Below are 17664 nucleotides of genomic sequence, written 5' to 3'. Positions count from 1 at the left end.
ACGGCGGCGCAGGCGGCGGCCTCCCGCGTCGGCGCCCCGCTGGGGCACGACTACTGCGTGCTGTCGTTGTCCGACCGGCTCAAGCCGTGGGAGGTCATCGAACGCAGGCTGGACGCGGCGGGCGCGGCCGACCTGGCGGTGGCCCTGTACAACCCGGCCTCGCGCAGCCGCCGCACCCAGCTGGAGGCCGCGCGGGAGGCGCTGCTGCGCCACCGCGCCCCGGACACCCCGGTGGTACTCGCCCGCGCCGTCGGCAGCGACGCGGAGTCGGTGCGGGTGGACACCCTCGCCGGGTTCGACGCGGAGACGGTGGACATGCGCACCCTGCTGATCGTGGGGTCCTCCCGTACCCGGGTGCGCGAGCAGCCGGACGGCACCCGCGTGGTGTGGACGCCGCGCAGCTATCCCGACTCCACGGGTGAGCATGAGTCCGGGGACTGAGGACACCGGGACGCCGGAGCCTGCTGCGCAGCGACGTCGAGCTCTCCACTTTCCGGTGAACACGGCCCGCGCAGGACCGAAGTTGTTTGGTCCGGACCGATCGCCTTGGTGGACTGTGTCCGTGCCGGGACCCCTTCCCGGCACTTCCCGATGAGGAGGCATGATGTCCGACAGGGTGAGGAGAGTGCTGCGTAGGGTGGGTGCGGCGGCATCGACCGCGCTCGCGGCGTCGGCGGTTGCGCTCGGCACGGCCGCTCCCGCCGCGGCCGCCGACCACTACTACGAGCTGCCGTACCCGGCGGGGGAGGCGTACCAGGTCACCCAGGGCCCGGAAGGGACCTACTCGCACACCGGTCCGTACAATGAGTACGCCTGGGACTTCCGCCTCCCGGCGAACTACGAGGTCTCCGCCGCACAGGCCGGGACGATCGTGTACTCGGGCCGGTCGCCGTACCAGGCCAACGGCATCGAGGTCATCATCCGGCACTCCAACGGCCTGTGCACCCAGTACGCCCACCTCAACCGCGCGCTGCACGACGCCGGGACCCGGGTTCCCCAGGGGCGGGTCGTCGCCTGGTCCGGCAGCACGGGCAACTCCACCGGACCGCACCTGCACTTCCAGGTGATCAACTGCGACACGCGGGTCAGTCAGTACGCCGAGGTCCAGGGTCGGGTCCCGCCGACGGGTTCCTGGCCGGTGAGCGTGAACACCCGCGCCTGACCGGGCGGACCGGCGTGGTGGCGACAGCGGCGTGTCGGACGCCTACGCCACGGGATTCCGGCCTCTGTCGGTGGTGGGGACACGGAGAGGGCGTCGGGTGAGCCTCGCGGCGGCGCGCCCGACGCCCTCTCCGGGAAACCGGTCGTCGACGCCCGGGTCAGCTGATCTCGAAGGGTGCCCGGATCCCGTCGCCCTTCATACCCGGCTTGCAGGCGGTGGTGTAGGTGCCGGCCTCGGTGACATCGACGGTCATGGTGCGGGAGAGGCCGACACCGATGCCCTCGACCTCGCTGACGACGGAGTCGTCCGGGCCGTACAGGTAGAACTCGGTCGTCTTGGTGCCCTCGTTGGTCACCTCGAAGGCGATCGTCCCCGTCGGGGCCGAGGTCGGGTTCACGGTGCAGGCCGTGTCGGTCGCCGTGACCTGAACCGTCTCCGCCGCCGAGGAGTCGCCGCCGCAGGCGGCGATGACCAGGAGGCCCGCGGCCGCGAACGAGCCGACGATGATCCGATTGCGCATATCTGTCTCCTGTGGACTCGAAAGGATTACTGGGTGACGGCGGTGCGGACGCGGTGCGGCCGGAGGAACAGGGTGAGCACGATCGCGACGTAGGCGACCCAGGCGGTCGCCTCGGCGACACTGGTGACCGGGGAGAAGTTGAACAGCCCTTCGAGGAGCGTGCCGTACCAGGAGTCCGGCGGGATCTGGTCGCTGACGTCGAAGGCGAGCGTGTGCAGGCCCGGCAGGATCCCGGCCTCCTGCAGGTCGTGCACCCCGTAGGCGAGCACCCCGGCGGCGACGAACACGAGTAGCACCCCGGTCACGGTGAAGAACTTGGACAGGTCGAGCCGGATGGCGCCGCGGTAGAGCAGCCACGCGAGCGCGACCGCCAGGGTGATCCCGGCGAGGAACCCGAAGAGGGGTTGCGCGGTGCCGCCTCCGGCGGACTGCACGCTGGAGAAGAAGAACACCGCGGTCTCCAGCCCTTCGCGTGCCACGGCCAGGAACGCGACGCCGGCGACGGCGAGCGGTCCGATCCGCAACGCGTCGGAGAGTTTGTCGCGCAGCTCCGCGGCGATGGTGCGCGCCGCACTCCGCATCCAGAAGATCATCCAGGTGACGAAGACGACCGCGACCAGGGAGGCGACCCCGCCGAAGATCTCCTGCTGTTTGAAGCTCAACTGGCCGACCGCGTAGAGCAGGACCGCGGTGACCCCGATGGACAGGGCGATGGCGACGGCCACGCCCACCCAGACCATGCGCAGCGCCTCGCGGCGTTCGGTCCGGACGAGGAAGGCCACGAGGATGCTCACCACCAGCGCGGCTTCCAACCCTTCGCGTAGGCCGATCAGCCCATTGCTCACCAACACGGCGTTCCACCCTTCGTCGCAGTCGGCCACGTAAGTTAGGCAAGGCTAGCCTCGTTGTCCAGTGGTGGGGGTCACGTCGCTCGCTCGATCCCGCCGGAAGTCGCCTGTTTGTCTCCCTCCCCACGTGGCAGTCCCGGGGAACGGCAGCCATGTGGTGCGCGGACTTCGAGGAGGGGCGGGATGGCCACCCAGCAGAAGACGATCGACATCGCCGGGTACGACTACGGCCGCACGGCCACGCGGTCGCCGATGACCGAGGAGGACCTCGACCACCTCCTGCAGACCGTCATGTTCACCGACGACGACCGCGCGGCGCTGCGGACGGCCGGTGACGTGCTCGAAGACCAGACCGAAAAGGTGCTGGACGTGTGGTACGGCTTCGTGGCCGATCATCCGCACCTGATGACGTACTTCTCCACCCCCGGCGGCGAGCCGATCCAGCGTTACCTGGACCGGGTGCGGCCCCGCTTCAAGCAGTGGATCCTGGACACCTGCCGCCGCCCGTTCGACCGGGCGTGGCTGGACTACCAGGAGGAGATCGCCCTGCGGCACACCGTCGACAAGAAGAACGTCACCGACGGGGTGGACTCCACCACGCCCATCCCGCTGCGCTACATGGTCGCGTTCATCTACCCGATCACGGCCACCATGCGGGACTTCCTCGCCGCCAAGGGCCACAGCGCCGAGCAGGTGGAGAAGATGCAGCAGGCATGGTTCAAGGCGGTGACCCTGCAGGCGGCGCTGTGGTCCCGCCCCTACGCAAGGGAGAACCACGCGTAGACGTCGGGCGACTCGCGGGGTGTCACGTCCGGCTCGTCTGCCAACATCGGTGCTCGGAGGTGGTGCCGTGCCGGACGTGTGGATCCGGGGTGTCCCGGGAGAGTCAGACGTCCACCAAGGCGAGATCGAGACTTGTCGTTCCGGTGGACGCGACCGTGTTCGCTGCTACCGTCCGCGGGCGTGATCGTTCCCGAGACGGTTCCCGGCGTCGCCGACGAGTCCGTGGCGCAGGAGCTGCGCCCCCGGTGGACCCGGGCACGCCGGTCGCTGGTGACGGCGTCGGTGGTGTGTCCCGTGGCTCTCGCCGTGCTGTGCACCGGTCTGGTGCTGCTCACCGGGGTGCTGGACGGATTCGCGTGGTGGTTCGCGCTCCCGGTCGTCGGTGTGGGAATCCCGGTCGTGCTTGTCCTTGGCGGCCTGCGCAGAATGGTGTTCGAGCCACCCCGGTGGGTGCGCACGGCGGCCCTGTGCGGGATGGGACAGTTGCTCCTCGGCGTCTTCCCCGCCGTCGGTGTCGCCGTGCGCCCGGGCGGTGTCCTCGCGGCGGTCGCCACCGTGGTCTTCGTGGTGTCGCTGACGCTGGTCGTGGCGGGTGTGGTCGCCGCACGAAAAGCTCTGCGGACCCTGCTCACCCCCCTGTCGCCGGCACTCGGAGCGAGTCCGTTCACGGTCGCGGTCCGGCCACGGCTGCACGACACCGGGCTGCGGTCCGGTTCGATCTCGATCACCAGGGACGGTGTCGAGTGGGCGGCACGGCGACACCGCGCCACGGGCCACGGTTCGCTGCCCTTCTCCCGCATCCGCTCGATGCGGCCGACCGTGCTGCCCGACGCGGCCGGTCCGGCCCCGTGGCTCGGGCTGTCCGACGGGACCACGGCGGACGCCACGCCGGGCCCGGCGGCGGCGCTGGACACCGACGCGGGTCCCGTGCTGCTTCCGGTGGACGATCCGCGGCTGGTCCTCGACCTCCTCGGCGTGCGGATCGCGACCCGGTGACGTTCCGGGTTCGGCTCGGATGTGATGCGATAACCCGCCCGGTGTCCACTGATTCTCGGGCGGGAGTGCCGACCCGGATGTGCTGACGGGCTCCCGGTCGAGCGAGGCGGGCGAGGGTTCGGTGATCCGCGGCTGCGGTGGGCTGCTCCGTCCGTATGAACGTCGGGACGCGCCGGCGGTGCCGTCAGTGTCCTGCTACGGCGGGCAGTACCAGCCCGCCACGATCACGCTGCGACGTTTGGGGGAATCCGCGTCGACCTCCTTCGTGTCAGTCTGACAAGAAGCTACGGTCTCGAGCATGTCCGAGCAGCGCTGGTCCGCACCGACCGTCCTGGTGGCGGTCGATCTGGTGATCCTGACGCTCCGCGGCTCCCGGCTGCATGTGCTGCTGGTGGAGCGGGGCGTCGAGCCCTACCGGGGGAGAAGGGCGCTACCCGGCGGCTTCCTCAACAACCTCGGTGAGGGGCTCGTGGACGCCGCTTACCGGGAACTCCGGGAGGAGACCGAACTCCGCGATTCACGGCTGCACCTGGAACAGATGGGGGCGTACGGCGCTCCGGGCCGGGATCCGCGGGGACGGGTGTTGTCCGTGGCGTATCTGGCGATCGCCCCGGCGTTGCCGGAACCCATCGCGGGCACCGACGCGGCCGGCGCCTCCTGGGTGCCGGCGGATAACGTGCTGTCCGGACAGGCCGAGCTCGCGTTCGACCACCTCGACATCGTGACCGACGGGGTGGAACGGGCCCGCATGAAACTGGAGCACTCCGCACTCGCCACCGCGTTCTGCGGGGAGACCTTCACGCTCTCGGAACTGCAACAAGTCTACGAGGCGGTGTGGGGGACGCAGCTCGACTCCCGCAATTTCTACCGCAAGGTGCAGGGGGCAACCGGTTTCGTCGAGCCCGTCCAAAGCGCCCGCAGAACCACGAAGGGGCGTCCGGCACGGCTGTTCCGTGCGGGCGAGCGCACGGTACTGAATCCGCCGATCATCCGGCCGGACCGGCCGGTGACTGGGGAGGGATAACTGATGTGGAGTAGCTCGGTGGTGATACTCACCGCCCTGGACGTCGAGTACGAGGCGGTCAGGCAACGATTGTCGGAACCGGATCTGTACCGCCACACGACCGGGACCCGGTTCGAGGTCGGGACCCTGCCGGGCGGTGCGTGCCGGGTGGCGCTGGCACTGGTCGGGAAGGGGAACCACGCGTCGGCCGTGCTGGCGGAGCGGGCCATCAACGAGTTCGAGCCGGCGGCGGTGCTCTTCGTCGGCGTGGCCGGCGGGTTGTGGCCGAACGTCGCACTGGGCGACGTCGTGTTCGGCACTCACGTCTACGCCTACCACGGCGGCACCAGTGAGGACGACGGACTGAAGGCCCGCCCCCGGGTCTGGGAGGTTCCGCACGAGGTGAACCAGGTCGCCCACCACCTCGCCCGCTCCGGCGACTGGCAGGACCACCACGCCGAACGCGCCTCCGCTGCCCGGGTGCACTTCGGCGCTATCGCGGCAGGCGAGGTGGTGCACGACTCACGGATCTCGTACGAGGCGCGGTGGATGCGCCAGCACTACAACGACGCACTCGCGATCGAGATGGAGGCTGCGGGCGTGGCCCAGGCCGGGCACCTGAACGGCTCTCCCGTGGCCGTGGTGCGCGGCATCAGCGACCGCGCGGACGGGAACAAGGCCGCCAGCGACGGGGCGAACTGGCAGGCACGGGCGGCGGCCAACGCGGCGGCGTTCGCCGCGACGCTCGCCGCACAACTGACTGGGGAAGGGGAGGACATCACCATGCGGGACCGCCGTCGTCCGGAACAGACCGGGTTCACGGTGCACAACACGGCCACCGGAGCGGGGCAGGTGGGCATCCAGGCCGCGCAGGTCACCGGCAGCACCGTGCACCTCGGTGCCTCGGTGGGGGAGCCCGTCCGGGACCTCGTCGCCGAGCTGAGTGCCCTCCGGGAACTGCTGCTGCGGAAGCGTTCCGTCGGAGACTTGGACGAGGCCACCTACGAGGCGGCCAGGGCCGAGCTCGACATCGCCGACAAGGCCCTGGCGGACGAGACGCCGGAGGGGCAGAGCCGGTTCGTGACGGCCTTGAAGAAGCTGCGCGGGTTGGTCGAGGAGACCGCGGAGCTGGCCGCGAAGGTCGCGGCACTGATCACGGCTGCCAGGGGGCTCGCATGACCGCGCCGCCGGAAGCGAGCACTACGACCCACAACACCGCCGAGTCCGGTGCCGTCGTCGGGATCCAGGCAGAGGCGGTCCGGGATTCCAACGTGTACATGTACTCGGAGAATTCGCCGGCGGAGAAGTACGAGGCCGGTAAGAACTACCTGTCACACGGAGTGCCCACCAAGGCCCGTGAGCTGATCGGTGACGCGATGGTTCGCGGCCATGACTCCGGCGAGGTGCGCTTTCACTGGGTGTTGGCGATGCTGAGCAAACGTTCCTACCGCGAGCTCACCGCCGAGGAGATCGGACAACTCCAGGAACTACCGAAGAATCTCGATCACTATTGGGAAGACGAGTGGAAACAGGGCCTTCGGGCCATCTGCGGTCTGCTCGACTGCCTCGACAACCCGGACCGCGACTCCGGCCCCGTGCTGCGGGAACTGCTCTCCCTCGCGCCGGAGCAACGTGCGCAGATTCTGAAGCATCTCGATATGGTTCTGACCGGGGCCATCCGCGAACGGCTGTGGGCCGACATCCGCGCCGCGGCCGAGGCGGATCAGCTCGGCAACGACCGGGTCGACCGGGTCTGGGCCTACTTCCAGCCCACCCCGCACGCCCCACGCCGCACGCACCCGAAACCGGAATCCACCACACCCCACGACTGGCTGAAGGCCCTGCTGTGGAGCATGGTTTTCGCCGGTGGCATGGCGACTCTCGGTTGGCTCGTGCTCGAATCCGGGCCGTCGGCGGCCGTCGCCTACCTCGTGATCCTGCTCGCGGGGCACGTGTTCGCGCGGACCGGTTCGGAGTGGTGGTACCGGACGCGACGGTTACGCGCCAAGGAGAACGAACTCGCCGAGGTCCGCAGGGTGAACCGGGCGCCGGACGACGGTTTCGCCGATCGGATCGATCGGATGTTCGACCACTATCTGCACAGGTACGTCCCTGGGGACGTCGAACGGCAGGTGTGGCTCCACCACACCGCCGGGTTCCGGAACGCCCTGCGCGACGAGATCGTGGAAATGTACCGCGAGTCCCGGGTCAAACCCGACAGGCTCGCATGGCTCGTCCGGCACATGGTCGGTGATCTGAAGAAGCGGTGGCAGAACGGGACGTTGTGGGACTACCGCGAGCGGTACCGCACGCCCGACTCCGTTCGGGTCTGGTGTTGCGTGGGGGCTCTGGTGGCGGGTGCGTCGGCAGCGGTGGTCGTGGACGCGACGGTGCGCGCGAGGCCGTTCCCCGCGTCGCTCGGCACGCTCGCGGTCGTGGTCGGTGGCTGGGGGGCGGCACACAGCTGGCTGCGGGTCGTCGCGGAACGGCGCAGGGTCCTCGACGAGGACCGGGAGTTGGCGCGGCGTTTCGCGGATCAGGAGGCCGCCTACCACCGGTGGACAGCGAAGCTCGACGACCGGATGCCGAGCGAGCAGGAGATGGAGCGGTGGCTGGACTGTGACAAGACTGTCCTCATCGAGGAAGCGATGCGCCACTACCGGATGACGTGGCGGGACATCATCGCGCACACGTTCCTGCAGGGCCCCGCGAAACGCTACAAACGGGCGAAGATCACAAAAGGGCGCTGGTGGTACTCGCGGTACGACCTCCGGCTGTTTCTGATCACCGTTGACGGAGTCCGGGAGGTCAGCACGGAACTCGATTTCGAACGGGGCACATTCGCCGGGCAGGTCCGGAGGAACTTCCGGTTCGACGCCGTCGCCTCGGTGAAGGTGCAGGAGAACAAGGGAACCCAGCACGACCTGGAGATGGAGCTCGTCAACGGACCCTCGGTGCAGATCCGGGTCACGGACCCGGCCGATGGGGACTCGGACGAGGATGCGGAACGGACGTCCGAACTGACCGTTCAGTCGGCCGGGTTCGCCCACGCCCTGCACATCTTCGAGGGCATCGCCGCCGAAGGGAAGCAGTGGGTCAACCGGCTGCGCAGATCGACGCCGGAGCTCACCGACTCCGATCTCCAGGAGCATCGTCCCGACGACGTCTGAGACGACGGCGCGGTCCGTGGATCCCGTGTCACGGCGGGCGCCCGACCGGGGGTGCCTGCCGTGACACGAAGCGCCCACCCCGGAGGGACCGAGCCGGGGAGCGGTCGACGGGGACGGTCAGACCGGCGGCACCCGGGTCACGCTCGGGCGCCGCCGGGTCGCTCGTCAGCGCAGGTCGTCGAACTCGCCTGCTTTGCAGCCGTCGATCCAGGCGGCCATCTCGGCACGGGTGAACAGGACGGTGCCCGCGTCCGGGGCCTTGCTGTTGCGGACGGCGATGTCGCCGTCGTCCAGCGCCGCGACCTCGACGCATTCGCCGCCTGCGTTGCTGAAACCGGATTTGCGCCAGGTGACCGAGGACAGATCCCGCACGCTCGCCTCCTCTTCTACTGGTACTCCTCCAGTATGGCAGCCAGCAGGGACGCCGATTCGCTTTCGGCGAGTGCGGCCGCGCGCAGGTCGTCGAACATCGTGACCATCGCGGCGACGTCGCCCGCGTCGCTGACCATGTGACCACCCAACGGTCCGTCGAAATAGCCCAGGGGCGGATCGGCGGACGGGTTGGCGAAATGCAGCACGGTGAAGTTGTTGGCCACTCCGGCGTGATCGCCCCGGCTGCTCGGCAACACCCGGATGGTGATGTTGTCGGTCTCGGTGGCTTTGACGAGTTGGCGCAGCTGTTCGGCCATCACCGCCACTCCGCCGACGTACAGGTGCAACGCGGCTTCGGAGATCACGGCGTGCAGCCGGAAGTGGGGGTCGTTCCGCGGGCGTTGCTGCCGACGCATCCGCGCGGCCACCCAGCGCTCGATATTGTCCGGTGCGGCCAGTTGTGGGGCGGTGGCGTGCGATGCCCTGGCGTAGTCCTCGGTCTGCAACAGCCCCGGAATGATCACCGGCTGGAACGTGGTCACCGACGTGGCGTCCTCCTCGAAGCTGATCAGGGGGCGAAGCCAGTCCGGCAGGCCGTAGACCGCCCACGGGCTGGTGCCGGTTCCGGCCTCGGCCCGCAGCAGCTCCAGCCCCTTGCGCACGTCCGCGGGCACCCGCAGTTCGGCCAGCAGGCACACCAGATCCGATTTGCTGAGCTTGTTCTTCCCGCGTTCCCAGTTCACCAGGGTCGTGTGCGAGCGGCCGATCGCCTCGCCCACGTCGGCCTGGGTGCGGCCGGTGGCCTCCCGCAGTCGTCGCAGTTCCGCGCCGAGTCTGCGCAACGGTGCCGAGGAACGAACCATTCTTCCCCCTTCCGGGACGGCCGCCGGGTGAACGCCATTCATGTGCAGGTTTGACATGGAGTCGACTCACCCGATCGATACCTTCCGTGTTTCTCCGTGCACATATAGCGTGCTACACAGACATGTAACACGCAAGTCAGCGCACGTGGTCGGCGATTCGCGTGCGTGCCGCAGGAAACGAAAGGACGTCATGGCCGCCCACACCGACCCGCCGCCCGGCGACTCCCCCGACGACACGCCCTGGTGCAGCCAGGAGGAGTTCGACAACACCCTGAAATCGATCGTCGCGGACCATGCGCCGCGCGTTTTCGCCGTCTGGCAGGTCTACCGGGAACGCATCGACGGACGGATCGCCGGATGGGGGCTGGCGTTCGAGGACCACGCCTTCCTCGTCTCCACCGACCGCAGTCTGCGCATGAGCCTGAACCGCCCGGAGGACGCGCTCATGGGATTCCACCGTGGTGACGACGTCCGTGCTCGGGTGGTCTGGTACGACCCGGCCGCGGTCACGGTCGACGAGGAGGACTGAACGGGTCGAAATCGAGATGAGGGAACCAAGGTTTGTTGTGCCCGGATGACGACGTGGTGAATCGTTCTCCGTCGGGGCCGCTCACGGGCGGCCTTCACAAGACGAGGAGGTACGGCGCCATGTCCAGCACGGCGAAGAGGGCTCTACGCACGGTGGGGGCGACGGTCGGCGCGGTGGTGGCCACGGCCGGGATGCTGGTCGGCGGGGCCGCTCCCGCCGCGGCCGCCGACCACTACTACGAGCTGCCGTACCCGGCGGGGGAGGCGTACCAGGTCACCCAGGGTCCGGAAGGTACCTACTCGCACACCGGTCCGTACAACGAGTACGCCTGGGACTTCGGCCTCCCGGCGAACTACGAGGTCTCCGCCGCACAGGCCGGGACGATCCTGTACTCGAACTGGTCGCCGTACGAGGCCAACGGCATCGAGGTCATCATCCGGCATTCCAACGGCCTGTGCACCCAGTACCTCCACCTGAACCGTGCGCTCTACGACGTGGGTGACTGGGTACCGCAGGGCCGCGTGGTCGCCTGGTCCGGGAGCACGGGCAACTCCACTGCGCCGCACCTGCACTTCCAGGTGATCAACTGCGACACGCGGGTCAGTCAGTACGCCGAGCTCCAGGGCTGGGTCCCGCCGACGGGTTCCTGGCCGGAGAGCGTGAACACCCGCGCCTGACCCCGGGGCCGACGAGCCCGTTCAGCGGGTCCGCGTCGCGGGGTCGGCGTGGACCCGCTCCGCCGTCGCGGCCGGGGCAGCGACGCTCACGACCGCGGCCAGCCGGTGTAGGCCTCGGCGAGGAAGGTGGAGCCGGCGCGCGATTCCACCACCGAGGAGAGCTCACCGAGCTGCCTGCGCACGTCGAAGTCACTCGCCTCGGGCAGGCGGTGCAGCATGCTCGTCATCCAGTAGGAGAAGTGCTGCGCCTTCCACACCCGGGCCAGCGCCCGCGGGCTGTACTCGTCCAGCGCGTCGGGGTCGTTCTTGTGCACGGCGCGTTCGAGCAGTTCGGCCAGGACGCGGGCGTCCGCCAACGCGAGATTGAGACCCTTGGCCCCGGTGGGCGGCACCGTGTGGGCCGCGTCCCCGGCGAGCAGCATGTTCCCGTACCGCATCGGTTCGCAGACGAAGCTGCGGAACCGCAGCACGGTCTTGTCGACGATCGGCCCCTCGGTGAGCCGCACCCCGTCCTCGCCGGCGACCCGGGCCTGCAGCTCCGCCCAGATTCGGTCCTCGGACCAGGCGTCGACGTCCTCCTCCGGGGCGCACTGGAAGTACATGCGCTGCACCGTCTCGGTGCGCTGGCTGATCAGGGCGAAGCCGCGTTCGGAGTGGGAGTAGATCAGTTCGGGGGCGCTGGGCGGGGCCTCGGCGAGGATGCCGAACCAGGCGAACGGGTATTCGCGGAAGAACTGCCGCCGTTCCGGCTCGGGGACCTCCTGGCGGCACATGCTGCGCGAGCCGTCCGCGCCGACGAGGAAGTCGCAGCGCACCTCCTGCGCCATGCCGTCGGCGTCGGTGAACCGAATGCCCGGCCGGTCCCCGGCGAGGTCCACGACGGTGGTGTCGTCGCAGCCGAACCGGACGTCCGCGCCGTCCCGTTCCCGCGCGTCGGCCAGGTCGAGGAACACGGCGGTCTGCGGGTACAGCCAGGTGGAGGCGCCCACCAGCCCCTGGAAGTCGATCCGGTGGCTCGTCCCGCCGAACCGGAGGTCGATGCCCCGGTGTTCGTGGCCCTCCCGCAGCACGCGGTCCGACACGCCGGAGTCGACGAGCAGGCGGACGCTGTCCCGTTCGAGGATGCCCGCACGGACGGTCTCCTCGATCTCCCGCCGCGTGCGCCGCTCCACGACGACCGAGTCGATCCCGGCCCGCGCGAGAAGATGCGACAGCATCAGTCCCGCGGGGCCACCGCCGACGATACCGACCGTGGTCCGGGTGACGCTGCGCTGTGTCATGGCGGGAATCCTCCGTGTGCCGTGTGCCGTGTGCCGTGTGCCGTGTGCCGTGTGCCGTGTGGTTCGTGCGGCGTGCGGGCGCGCCGTGCCTGCGTGTCCCTCCCCGTGGACGTGCGCTGATCTCATCAGCGTGGTCGCGGCATGGCAGCCACCACTTTCACTGAGCGGAAGTGAGGCCGTCGTGATTATCGCGGAACGGGGTGCGGGCCGGTGATTGACCTTCCCGCTGCGTCAACTTCTACCGTCGGAATCGACGCGATCGAGGGAGGTCCGATGTCGCGCACCGACGAGTTCTCCATTCAGGAGATCGCCCGTGCGGCCGGGACGACCAGCCGCACCCTGCGGCACTACGACGACATCGGCCTCCTGCCGCCGAGCCGCATCGGCGCGAACGGCTACCGCTACTACGACGCGGCGTCCCTGATGCGGTTGCAGCGCATCCTGCTGCTGCGCGAGCTGGGGATCGGCCTGTCGACCATCGCCGAGGTGCTGGACGGCGAGCGGGACAGCACCGCCGCCCTGCGCACACACCTGCGGTGGTTGGAACGGGAACGCGAACGCCTGGCCAGGCAGATCGAGTCGGTCCGAAGCACGATCCGCAAGTACGAACGGGGAGAAGAACTCATGGCGACCGAAGCGTTCGACGGATTCGACCACACCCGGTACCGGGACGAGGTCGTCGCGAAGTGGGGCCGCGACGCCTACGACCGCGGCGAGCGCTGGTGGCGCTCGCTCTCCGCGGACGACCGCGACGAGTTCCAACGCACCCAGCGCGAGATCGCCGCCGACTTCGTCGACGCCCGCGCGCGGGGTCTGACCCCGGACGGCGACGAGGTGCAGGCGATCACCCGGCGGCACTACGAGTGGGTGCAGGCGGGCTGGCAGGGCACCGCTCCGTCGGCGGAGGCCTTCACCGGTCTGGGGCAGCTCTACGTCGACGACCCGCGCTTCGCGGCGAACTACCCGGACTCGGCGGAGTTCGTCCGGGATGCCATGCGCGTCTACGCCGACCGCAACCTCCGGTAAGCCCGCCCGCCCGGCGGGGCGGTGCGGGAGTGGGTGCGGGTGCCGGCCGGTGCGCACACACTGGACGTATCGGACGATCAGGCGATCGGGGGCGGACCATGGCGGTGACGGCGGACGACATCGCGGTGCGTCGCGTCTACGACCCGGACGTCCGGGACGGCTCGGCGCTGCGCGGGCGGGTGTTCCTGGTCGACGGCATGTGGCCGCGCGGCGTCCGCAAGGACGAACTCGCGCTCGACGGCTGGCTGCGGGACCTGGCCCCGAGTTCGGAGCTGCGCACGTGGTTCGGCCACCGCGCCGACCGGTGGGCGGAGTTCCGCGAGCGCTACCGGCGGGAACTCGACGACGACCCGGAGGGCCTGGCGACGCTGCGCCAGGCACTGGAGCACGGCCCGGTCACCCTGCTGTTCGCCACGAAGGAGACCGAGCACAACAACGCCGTCGCGCTGCGGGACTACCTCACCGGCGCCCTGGGTGGGACGTGACGGGGCCGCGGGTCACGCCCCGGCGGCGTGATCCCGGATACGCAGGCATTCGGCGACCCACACCCGCGCCCCGTTGACGTCGGTCACCACCGCGACGTCGGGGTGGGCCGGCCTGCGCACCATGACCACGGGGATGCCGAGCTCGCGCGCGGCGGTGAGTTTGCCCTCGGTGAGCGTGCCGCCGCTGTCCTTGGTGACCAGCACGTCGATGCGGTGTTCGCGCAGCAGCGCGGCCTCGTCCTCGGCGCGGTAGGGGCCGCGGCTGAGCAGCACCTCGATCCGCGGCGGCAGTGGCGGCTCCGGCGGGTCGACACAGCGGGCGAGGAAGAACACGTCGTCGATTCCGGCGAAGGCGGACAGGCCCTGGCGTCCGCTGGTGAGGAACACGCGCGAGCCGAGTGCGGGCACCAGCGCCGCCGCGTCGTCCAGGGAGTCCACCCAGCGCCAGTCATCGCCCGGACCCGGCCGCCAGCCGGGGCGTTCCAGCCGTAGCAGCGGCACCCCCGCCGTGGCGCAGCCGGTGGCGGCCGAGGTGGAGATCCGCTCGGCGAACGGGTGCGTGGCGTCCACCACGGCGGCCACATCGTGGTCGGTGAGCCAGGTGGCCAGGCCGTCCGGGCCGCCGAACCCGCCGACGCGCACCTCGCCCTCGGGCATCCGGGGCCGGGCCACCCGCCCGGCGAGTGAGGAGGTCACCGGCACACCGTCGGCCACCAGCGCGGCGGCCAACGCCCGGGCCTCGGAGGTGCCGCCGAGGATCAGCACGCGGTGCGGGATACTGGACACGGTGAGAGTGTGACGGACCTGCGCTACGGCTGGACCACCGGTGCCTGCGCGACGGCGGCGACCACCGCCGCCTACACCGCGCTGGTGACCGGCGAGTTTCCCGACCCGGTGACGATCGCGCTGCCCAAGGGCAGGCGACCGGCCTTCGCCCTGGCCACCGAGGAGCTGCGCGGCGACGCCGCGAGCGCCGGGGTGGTCAAGGACGCCGGGGACGATCCGGACGTCACCCACGGCGCGCTCATCGTGTCCACCGTGCGGGCGGGGGAGCCGGGTACGGGTGTGACGTTCCGCGCCGGTCCGGGGGTGGGCACCGTCACCCTCCCCGGGTTGCCGCTGGACGTGGGCGAACCCGCCGTCAACCCGGTGCCGCGGGAGCTGATGACCGACGCCGTGCGGCGGGTCGCCGCCGAACACGGCCACGGCGAGTCGCCCGATGTGGTGGTGGAGCTGTCCGTGCCGCACGGCGAGGAGATGGCCCGGCACACCTGGAACCCGCGGCTGGGCATCGTCGGCGGGCTGTCCGTGCTGGGCACCACCGGGGTGGTGGTGCCGTACTCGTGCTCGGCGTGGATCGACAGCATCCGCCGGGGCGTGGACGTCGCCCGGGCGCTGGGGCACACCCACGTCGCGGGCGCGGTCGGCAGCACCTCGGAGAAGGTGGTCACCGAGCTGTACGGGCTGCCGGACACGGCACTGCTGGACATGGGCGACTTCGCGGGCGCGGTGCTGAAGTACGTGCGCCGCCACCCCGTGCCCCGGCTGTCGATCGCGGGCGGGTTCGCCAAGATGTCCAAACTGGCCGCCGGACACCTGGACCTGCACTCCAAACGCTCCCAGGTGGACCTGGATCTGGTCGCCGACCTGGTGCGGGAGTCCGGGCACGAGGCCCTGGCCGCCGAGATCGGCGGTGCCAACACCGCCCTGCACGCCCTGGAACTCGCCCGCGAGCACGATGTGCCCCTCGGCGACCTGGTCGCCGACCGCGCCCGGCAGGTGGCCGCCGACGTCCTCGCCGACGCCCCCGTCACGGTCGACATCGTCGCCGTCGACCGCGCCGGCACCCTCGTCGGCCGCGCCGCCCCCTGACCCCGGCGAGTCGCCACCCCAGCCCCGCGAGTCGCCACCCCAGCCCCGCGAGTCGGCCCTTCATGTCCGCGAGCTCGCGCCAGAGATCAGCGAGTCGACCAGAATCAGACGTCTCTGCATCGTGATGCGCCAATGTTAAAATGGTCACATGCGCACCACCGTGGACCTACCCGACGACCTGCACCGGCAGATCGTCTCGATCGCGCGCGACACTTCACGGACACTGAGCGACATCGTTGCCGAACTCATGCGGCGAGGACTCGGCCAAGGCGAGGTGGGCGAGATCAACCGCAGCCCGAAGACCGGCCTTCCCGTTGTGAGCCTCGGCAGGGTCGTCACCACCGAAGACGTCCGTTCGCTGGAGGACGAGTAGTGGCGGTGTTGCTCGATGCGAACGTTCTGATAGCGCTGGTCGTCGCCGAGCATGTGCATCATGATGCGGCGGAGAGCTGGCTGGCCGACCGTGACGATGCGTTTGCCACCTGCCCGATCACCGAGGGGAGTCTGCTCCGTCTGCTGATCCAGGACGGGAACGACGCCGCCACCGCACGCGCCGTGCTCGATGCGGTGAGAAACAGCCCGCGTCATGTGTTCTGGCCGGATACGGTGAGTTACTGTGAGGTACCGTTCGACGGCGTGCTGGGCCACCGGCAGGTCACCGACGCCTATCTCGCGCAACTCGCCCGCTCCAGGGATGGCAGCCTGGTCACCTTCGATCAAGGGCTGGCCCAGCTTCACGCGGATGTCACGGTCCTCGTGCCCACGGTTCCGGTCCAGCAGACGCCTTGATCTCGCGCATCGACCGGTGCGGACAGATCGGAACAGAACCGTCCGCACCGGTGATCCATGAATCACCACCCGGGAGCGTCGATTCCCTGACCCGAAACGGCAACTCGCGGCCCCGGAACGGCAACTCGCGGGCTTGGAGCGGCAACTCGCGGGGTGGGGAGGGGTGGGGTCAGGGGTGGGTGGTGCGGTCGCGGCCCTTGGAGTAGAGGAAGCTGTCCGGGTAGTTCTCGGCCGCGAGGACGTCGCCGACGATGACGACCGCGGACTTTTTGATGCCCGCGTCGCGGAGTTGGCCCGCGATGTCGCCCAGGGTGCCGTGCAGCACGATCTCGCCCGGTTGGGTGGCGTGGGCGACGACGGCGGCCGGGCAGTCGGCGCCGTAGTTCGGCAGCAGCTCCTCCACGCACTGCTCGATGCGGTTGACCGCCAGGTGCAGCACCAGGGTGGTGCGGCTCGCCCCGAGGGTGGCCAGGTCCTCACCCTCCGGCATGGACGTCGAGCGCGCCTGCGCGCGGGTGAGCACCACGCTCTGCCCCACCGTCGGCACGGTCAGCTCCCGGCCGAGCACCGCCGCGGCGGCGGAGAACGCGGGCACCCCCGGCGTCACGTCGTACGGCACGCCCGCCGCGTCGAGCCGCCGCATCTGCTCGGCCACCGCGCTGTACACCGCCGGGTCGCCGGAGCACAGCCGCGCCACGTCCAGCCCCTCGCCGTGCGCGCGCACCAGCTCGTCGAGGATCTGGTCGAGCGTCAGGTCGGCGGTGTCGATCAGCCGCGCGTCGTCCGGACAGTGCTCCAGCAGCTCGGTCGGGGTCAGGCTCCCCGGGTACAGGCACACCCCGCAGGACGACAGGGTCCGCTGCCCCCGCACGGTGATCAGGTCGGCGGCGCCGGGTCCGGCGCCGAGGAAATGCACGGTCATGTGCGCACGCTCCACTGGGTCACGGTGCGCGCGGTGTCCCACCCGGTGAACCCACCGAGCGGCGCCGCACGCTGAACGGACAATCGGGACAGTTCTCCCCCGTATGCGGCGTGGGCGTCGGCCAACGCCCGCTCCGCCTCGACGGTGACACCGTTGGCGACGATCCTGCCGCCCGGCCGCAGTGCGTCCCGGCAGGTGGTCAACACCCCGTCGACGCTCACCCCGCCGCCGACGAACACCGCGTCCGGTGTCTCCAACCCGGCCAGCGCGTCCGGCGCGTGGCCGGTGACCACCCGCACCCGCGCGCCGTGCCGTTCGGCGTTGTGGTGGATGCGCTCGGCGCGGTCGGCGCGGGGTTCGACGGCCA

The 17664-nt window shown here is 70.2% G+C and carries 21 protein-coding genes and 1 pseudogene; 14 read left to right on the top strand and 8 right to left on the bottom strand.

The genetic code is table 11. The annotated features are described in order from the left end of the window. Together SACPADRAFT_RS0206500 and SACPADRAFT_RS0206495 are read left to right on the top strand one after the other, a co-directional pair. Window positions 1–441 (top strand): precorrin-3B C(17)-methyltransferase (locus tag SACPADRAFT_RS0206500; protein WP_028662274.1); only part of this gene is annotated, 441 nt, incomplete at its 5' end. Between the two features lie 163 nt (window positions 442–604). Beyond that, window positions 605–1162 carry a M23 family metallopeptidase gene (locus SACPADRAFT_RS0206495; protein ID WP_007024261.1) on the top strand — a complete coding sequence of 186 codons (558 nt, stop codon included), beginning with the start codon at window positions 605–607 and terminating at the stop codon, window positions 1160–1162. Between the two features lie 157 nt (window positions 1163–1319). On the opposite strand, the gene SACPADRAFT_RS0206490 is transcribed toward SACPADRAFT_RS0206495, so the two are convergent. Together SACPADRAFT_RS0206490 and efeU are read right to left on the bottom strand one after the other, a co-directional pair. Continuing rightward, the gene (locus SACPADRAFT_RS0206490; RefSeq protein WP_007024260.1) at window positions 1320–1682 is read right to left on the bottom strand and encodes a cupredoxin domain-containing protein; all 363 of its coding nucleotides are present in this window, start codon (window positions 1680–1682) and stop codon (window positions 1320–1322) included. Between the two features lie 26 nt (window positions 1683–1708). Further along, a complete protein-coding gene (efeU, locus tag SACPADRAFT_RS0206485; protein ID WP_028662273.1) occupies window positions 1709–2533 on the bottom strand; it encodes an iron uptake transporter permease EfeU in 825 nt (274 codons plus the stop codon). A gap of 180 nt (window positions 2534–2713) precedes the next feature. Between efeU and SACPADRAFT_RS0206480 the strand changes: the two genes are divergently transcribed. The 5 genes from SACPADRAFT_RS0206480 (at window position 2714) to SACPADRAFT_RS0206460 (ending at window position 8482) form a co-directional block, all read left to right on the top strand. After that, entirely contained in the window at window positions 2714–3313 is a 600-nt protein-coding gene (locus tag SACPADRAFT_RS0206480; RefSeq protein ID WP_007024258.1) for a protoglobin domain-containing protein, read from the top strand. A gap of 180 nt (window positions 3314–3493) precedes the next feature. Continuing rightward, window positions 3494–4309: a hypothetical protein gene (locus SACPADRAFT_RS0206475; protein WP_007024257.1), complete on the top strand. Its 816-nt coding sequence runs from the start codon at window positions 3494–3496 to the stop codon at window positions 4307–4309. A 298-nt stretch (window positions 4310–4607) separates the two neighbouring features. Further along, the gene (locus tag SACPADRAFT_RS0206470; protein WP_007024256.1) at window positions 4608–5333 is read left to right on the top strand and encodes an NUDIX hydrolase; all 726 of its coding nucleotides are present in this window, start codon (window positions 4608–4610) and stop codon (window positions 5331–5333) included. Between the two features lie 3 nt (window positions 5334–5336). After that, the gene (locus SACPADRAFT_RS0206465) at window positions 5337–6491 is read left to right on the top strand and encodes a 5'-methylthioadenosine/S-adenosylhomocysteine nucleosidase family protein (protein ID WP_007024255.1); all 1155 of its coding nucleotides are present in this window, start codon (window positions 5337–5339) and stop codon (window positions 6489–6491) included. Next, window positions 6488–8482, top strand: coding sequence for a hypothetical protein (locus SACPADRAFT_RS0206460; protein WP_007024254.1), 1995 nt, complete (start codon window positions 6488–6490; stop codon window positions 8480–8482). Before SACPADRAFT_RS0206465 ends, SACPADRAFT_RS0206460 begins: the two co-directional genes overlap by 4 nt. A gap of 165 nt (window positions 8483–8647) precedes the next feature. Here SACPADRAFT_RS0206460 and SACPADRAFT_RS0206455 read toward each other — a convergent pair whose 3' ends face one another. Both SACPADRAFT_RS0206455 and SACPADRAFT_RS0206450 read right to left on the bottom strand, forming a co-directional pair. Beyond that, entirely contained in the window at window positions 8648–8854 is a 207-nt protein-coding gene (locus SACPADRAFT_RS0206455; RefSeq protein ID WP_007024253.1) for a DUF397 domain-containing protein, read from the bottom strand. Window positions 8855–8868: 14 nt separating this feature from the next. Continuing rightward, entirely contained in the window at window positions 8869–9717 is an 849-nt protein-coding gene (locus SACPADRAFT_RS0206450) for a helix-turn-helix domain-containing protein (RefSeq protein WP_007024252.1), read from the bottom strand. A gap of 190 nt (window positions 9718–9907) precedes the next feature. Between SACPADRAFT_RS0206450 and SACPADRAFT_RS0206445 the strand changes: the two genes are divergently transcribed. Beyond that, window positions 9908–10246 (top strand): hypothetical protein, encoded by a 339-nt coding sequence (locus tag SACPADRAFT_RS0206445; protein WP_007024251.1) that lies wholly within the window; start codon window positions 9908–9910, stop codon window positions 10244–10246. Between the two features lie 119 nt (window positions 10247–10365). Further along, complete coding sequence (locus SACPADRAFT_RS0206440) at window positions 10366–10923, top strand: M23 family metallopeptidase (RefSeq protein WP_007024250.1); 558 nt, start codon at window positions 10366–10368, stop codon at window positions 10921–10923. Between the two features lie 86 nt (window positions 10924–11009). Here the strand turns inward: SACPADRAFT_RS0206440 and SACPADRAFT_RS0206435 are convergent, their stop codons facing one another. Beyond that, window positions 11010–12203, bottom strand: coding sequence for a 4-hydroxybenzoate 3-monooxygenase (locus SACPADRAFT_RS0206435; protein WP_007024249.1), 1194 nt, complete (start codon window positions 12201–12203; stop codon window positions 11010–11012). Between the two features lie 273 nt (window positions 12204–12476). Between SACPADRAFT_RS0206435 and SACPADRAFT_RS0206430 the strand changes: the two genes are divergently transcribed. Together SACPADRAFT_RS0206430 and SACPADRAFT_RS0206425 are read left to right on the top strand one after the other, a co-directional pair. Then, the gene (locus SACPADRAFT_RS0206430) at window positions 12477–13229 is read left to right on the top strand and encodes a MerR family transcriptional regulator (protein WP_007024248.1); all 753 of its coding nucleotides are present in this window, start codon (window positions 12477–12479) and stop codon (window positions 13227–13229) included. 98 nt (window positions 13230–13327) lie between these two features. Beyond that, window positions 13328–13714, top strand: coding sequence for a DUF488 domain-containing protein (locus SACPADRAFT_RS0206425; protein ID WP_007024247.1), 387 nt, complete (start codon window positions 13328–13330; stop codon window positions 13712–13714). Between the two features lie 12 nt (window positions 13715–13726). On the opposite strand, the gene SACPADRAFT_RS0206420 is transcribed toward SACPADRAFT_RS0206425, so the two are convergent. Next, complete coding sequence (locus tag SACPADRAFT_RS0206420) at window positions 13727–14500, bottom strand: cobalt-precorrin-6A reductase (protein ID WP_028662271.1); 774 nt, start codon at window positions 14498–14500, stop codon at window positions 13727–13729. A gap of 9 nt (window positions 14501–14509) precedes the next feature. Here SACPADRAFT_RS0206420 and SACPADRAFT_RS0206415 point away from each other — a divergent pair, with 9 nt between their 5' ends. The 3 genes from SACPADRAFT_RS0206415 (at window position 14510) to SACPADRAFT_RS0206405 (ending at window position 16375) form a co-directional block, all read left to right on the top strand. Further along, the gene (locus tag SACPADRAFT_RS0206415) at window positions 14510–15586 is read left to right on the top strand and encodes a cobalt-precorrin-5B (C(1))-methyltransferase (protein WP_028662270.1); all 1077 of its coding nucleotides are present in this window, start codon (window positions 14510–14512) and stop codon (window positions 15584–15586) included. A gap of 148 nt (window positions 15587–15734) precedes the next feature. After that, on the top strand, window positions 15735–15959 hold the full coding sequence (locus SACPADRAFT_RS0206410) for a hypothetical protein (RefSeq protein WP_007024244.1): 225 nt from the start codon (window positions 15735–15737) through the stop codon (window positions 15957–15959). Further along, the gene (locus tag SACPADRAFT_RS0206405) at window positions 15959–16375 is read left to right on the top strand and encodes a TA system VapC family ribonuclease toxin (RefSeq protein ID WP_007024243.1); all 417 of its coding nucleotides are present in this window, start codon (window positions 15959–15961) and stop codon (window positions 16373–16375) included. The genes SACPADRAFT_RS0206410 and SACPADRAFT_RS0206405 overlap by 1 nt, the downstream gene beginning before the upstream one ends. 169 nt (window positions 16376–16544) lie before the next feature. Here the strand turns inward: SACPADRAFT_RS0206405 and cobM are convergent, their stop codons facing one another. Next, on the bottom strand, window positions 16545–17297 hold the full coding sequence (gene cobM / locus SACPADRAFT_RS0206400) for a precorrin-4 C(11)-methyltransferase (RefSeq protein ID WP_007024242.1): 753 nt from the start codon (window positions 17295–17297) through the stop codon (window positions 16545–16547). Next, window positions 17294–17664: pseudogene (locus SACPADRAFT_RS25915) on the bottom strand (cobalamin biosynthesis bifunctional protein CbiET); the annotation flags it as partial. The gene cobM and the pseudogene SACPADRAFT_RS25915, both read right to left, overlap by 4 nt.

Origin of the sequence: Saccharomonospora iraqiensis subsp. paurometabolica YIM 90007, from assembly GCF_000231035.2 — a bacterium.
Lineage (GTDB): Bacteria > Actinomycetota > Actinomycetes > Mycobacteriales > Pseudonocardiaceae > Saccharomonospora > Saccharomonospora paurometabolica.
This window is presented reverse-complemented; position numbering and strand designations above follow the sequence as displayed.

Coding starts and splice junctions, on each gene's coding strand:
- SACPADRAFT_RS0206495 (WP_007024261.1), top strand. CDS start 605: ATGTCCGACAGGGTGAGGAGAGTGCTGCGTAGGGTGGGTGCGGCGGCA.
- SACPADRAFT_RS0206490 (WP_007024260.1), bottom strand. CDS start 1,682: ATGCGCAATCGGATCATCGTCGGCTCGTTCGCGGCCGCGGGCCTCCTG.
- SACPADRAFT_RS0206480 (WP_007024258.1), top strand. CDS start 2,714: ATGGCCACCCAGCAGAAGACGATCGACATCGCCGGGTACGACTACGGC.
- SACPADRAFT_RS0206470 (WP_007024256.1), top strand. CDS start 4,608: ATGTCCGAGCAGCGCTGGTCCGCACCGACCGTCCTGGTGGCGGTCGAT.
- SACPADRAFT_RS0206465 (WP_007024255.1), top strand. CDS start 5,337: ATGTGGAGTAGCTCGGTGGTGATACTCACCGCCCTGGACGTCGAGTAC.
- SACPADRAFT_RS0206460 (WP_007024254.1), top strand. CDS start 6,488: ATGACCGCGCCGCCGGAAGCGAGCACTACGACCCACAACACCGCCGAG.
- SACPADRAFT_RS0206450 (WP_007024252.1), bottom strand. CDS start 9,717: ATGGTTCGTTCCTCGGCACCGTTGCGCAGACTCGGCGCGGAACTGCGA.
- SACPADRAFT_RS0206445 (WP_007024251.1), top strand. CDS start 9,908: ATGGCCGCCCACACCGACCCGCCGCCCGGCGACTCCCCCGACGACACG.
- SACPADRAFT_RS0206440 (WP_007024250.1), top strand. CDS start 10,366: ATGTCCAGCACGGCGAAGAGGGCTCTACGCACGGTGGGGGCGACGGTC.
- SACPADRAFT_RS0206435 (WP_007024249.1), bottom strand. CDS start 12,203: ATGACACAGCGCAGCGTCACCCGGACCACGGTCGGTATCGTCGGCGGT.
- SACPADRAFT_RS0206430 (WP_007024248.1), top strand. CDS start 12,477: ATGTCGCGCACCGACGAGTTCTCCATTCAGGAGATCGCCCGTGCGGCC.
- SACPADRAFT_RS0206425 (WP_007024247.1), top strand. CDS start 13,328: ATGGCGGTGACGGCGGACGACATCGCGGTGCGTCGCGTCTACGACCCG.
- SACPADRAFT_RS0206410 (WP_007024244.1), top strand. CDS start 15,735: ATGCGCACCACCGTGGACCTACCCGACGACCTGCACCGGCAGATCGTC.
- cobM (WP_007024242.1), bottom strand. CDS start 17,297: ATGACCGTGCATTTCCTCGGCGCCGGACCCGGCGCCGCCGACCTGATC.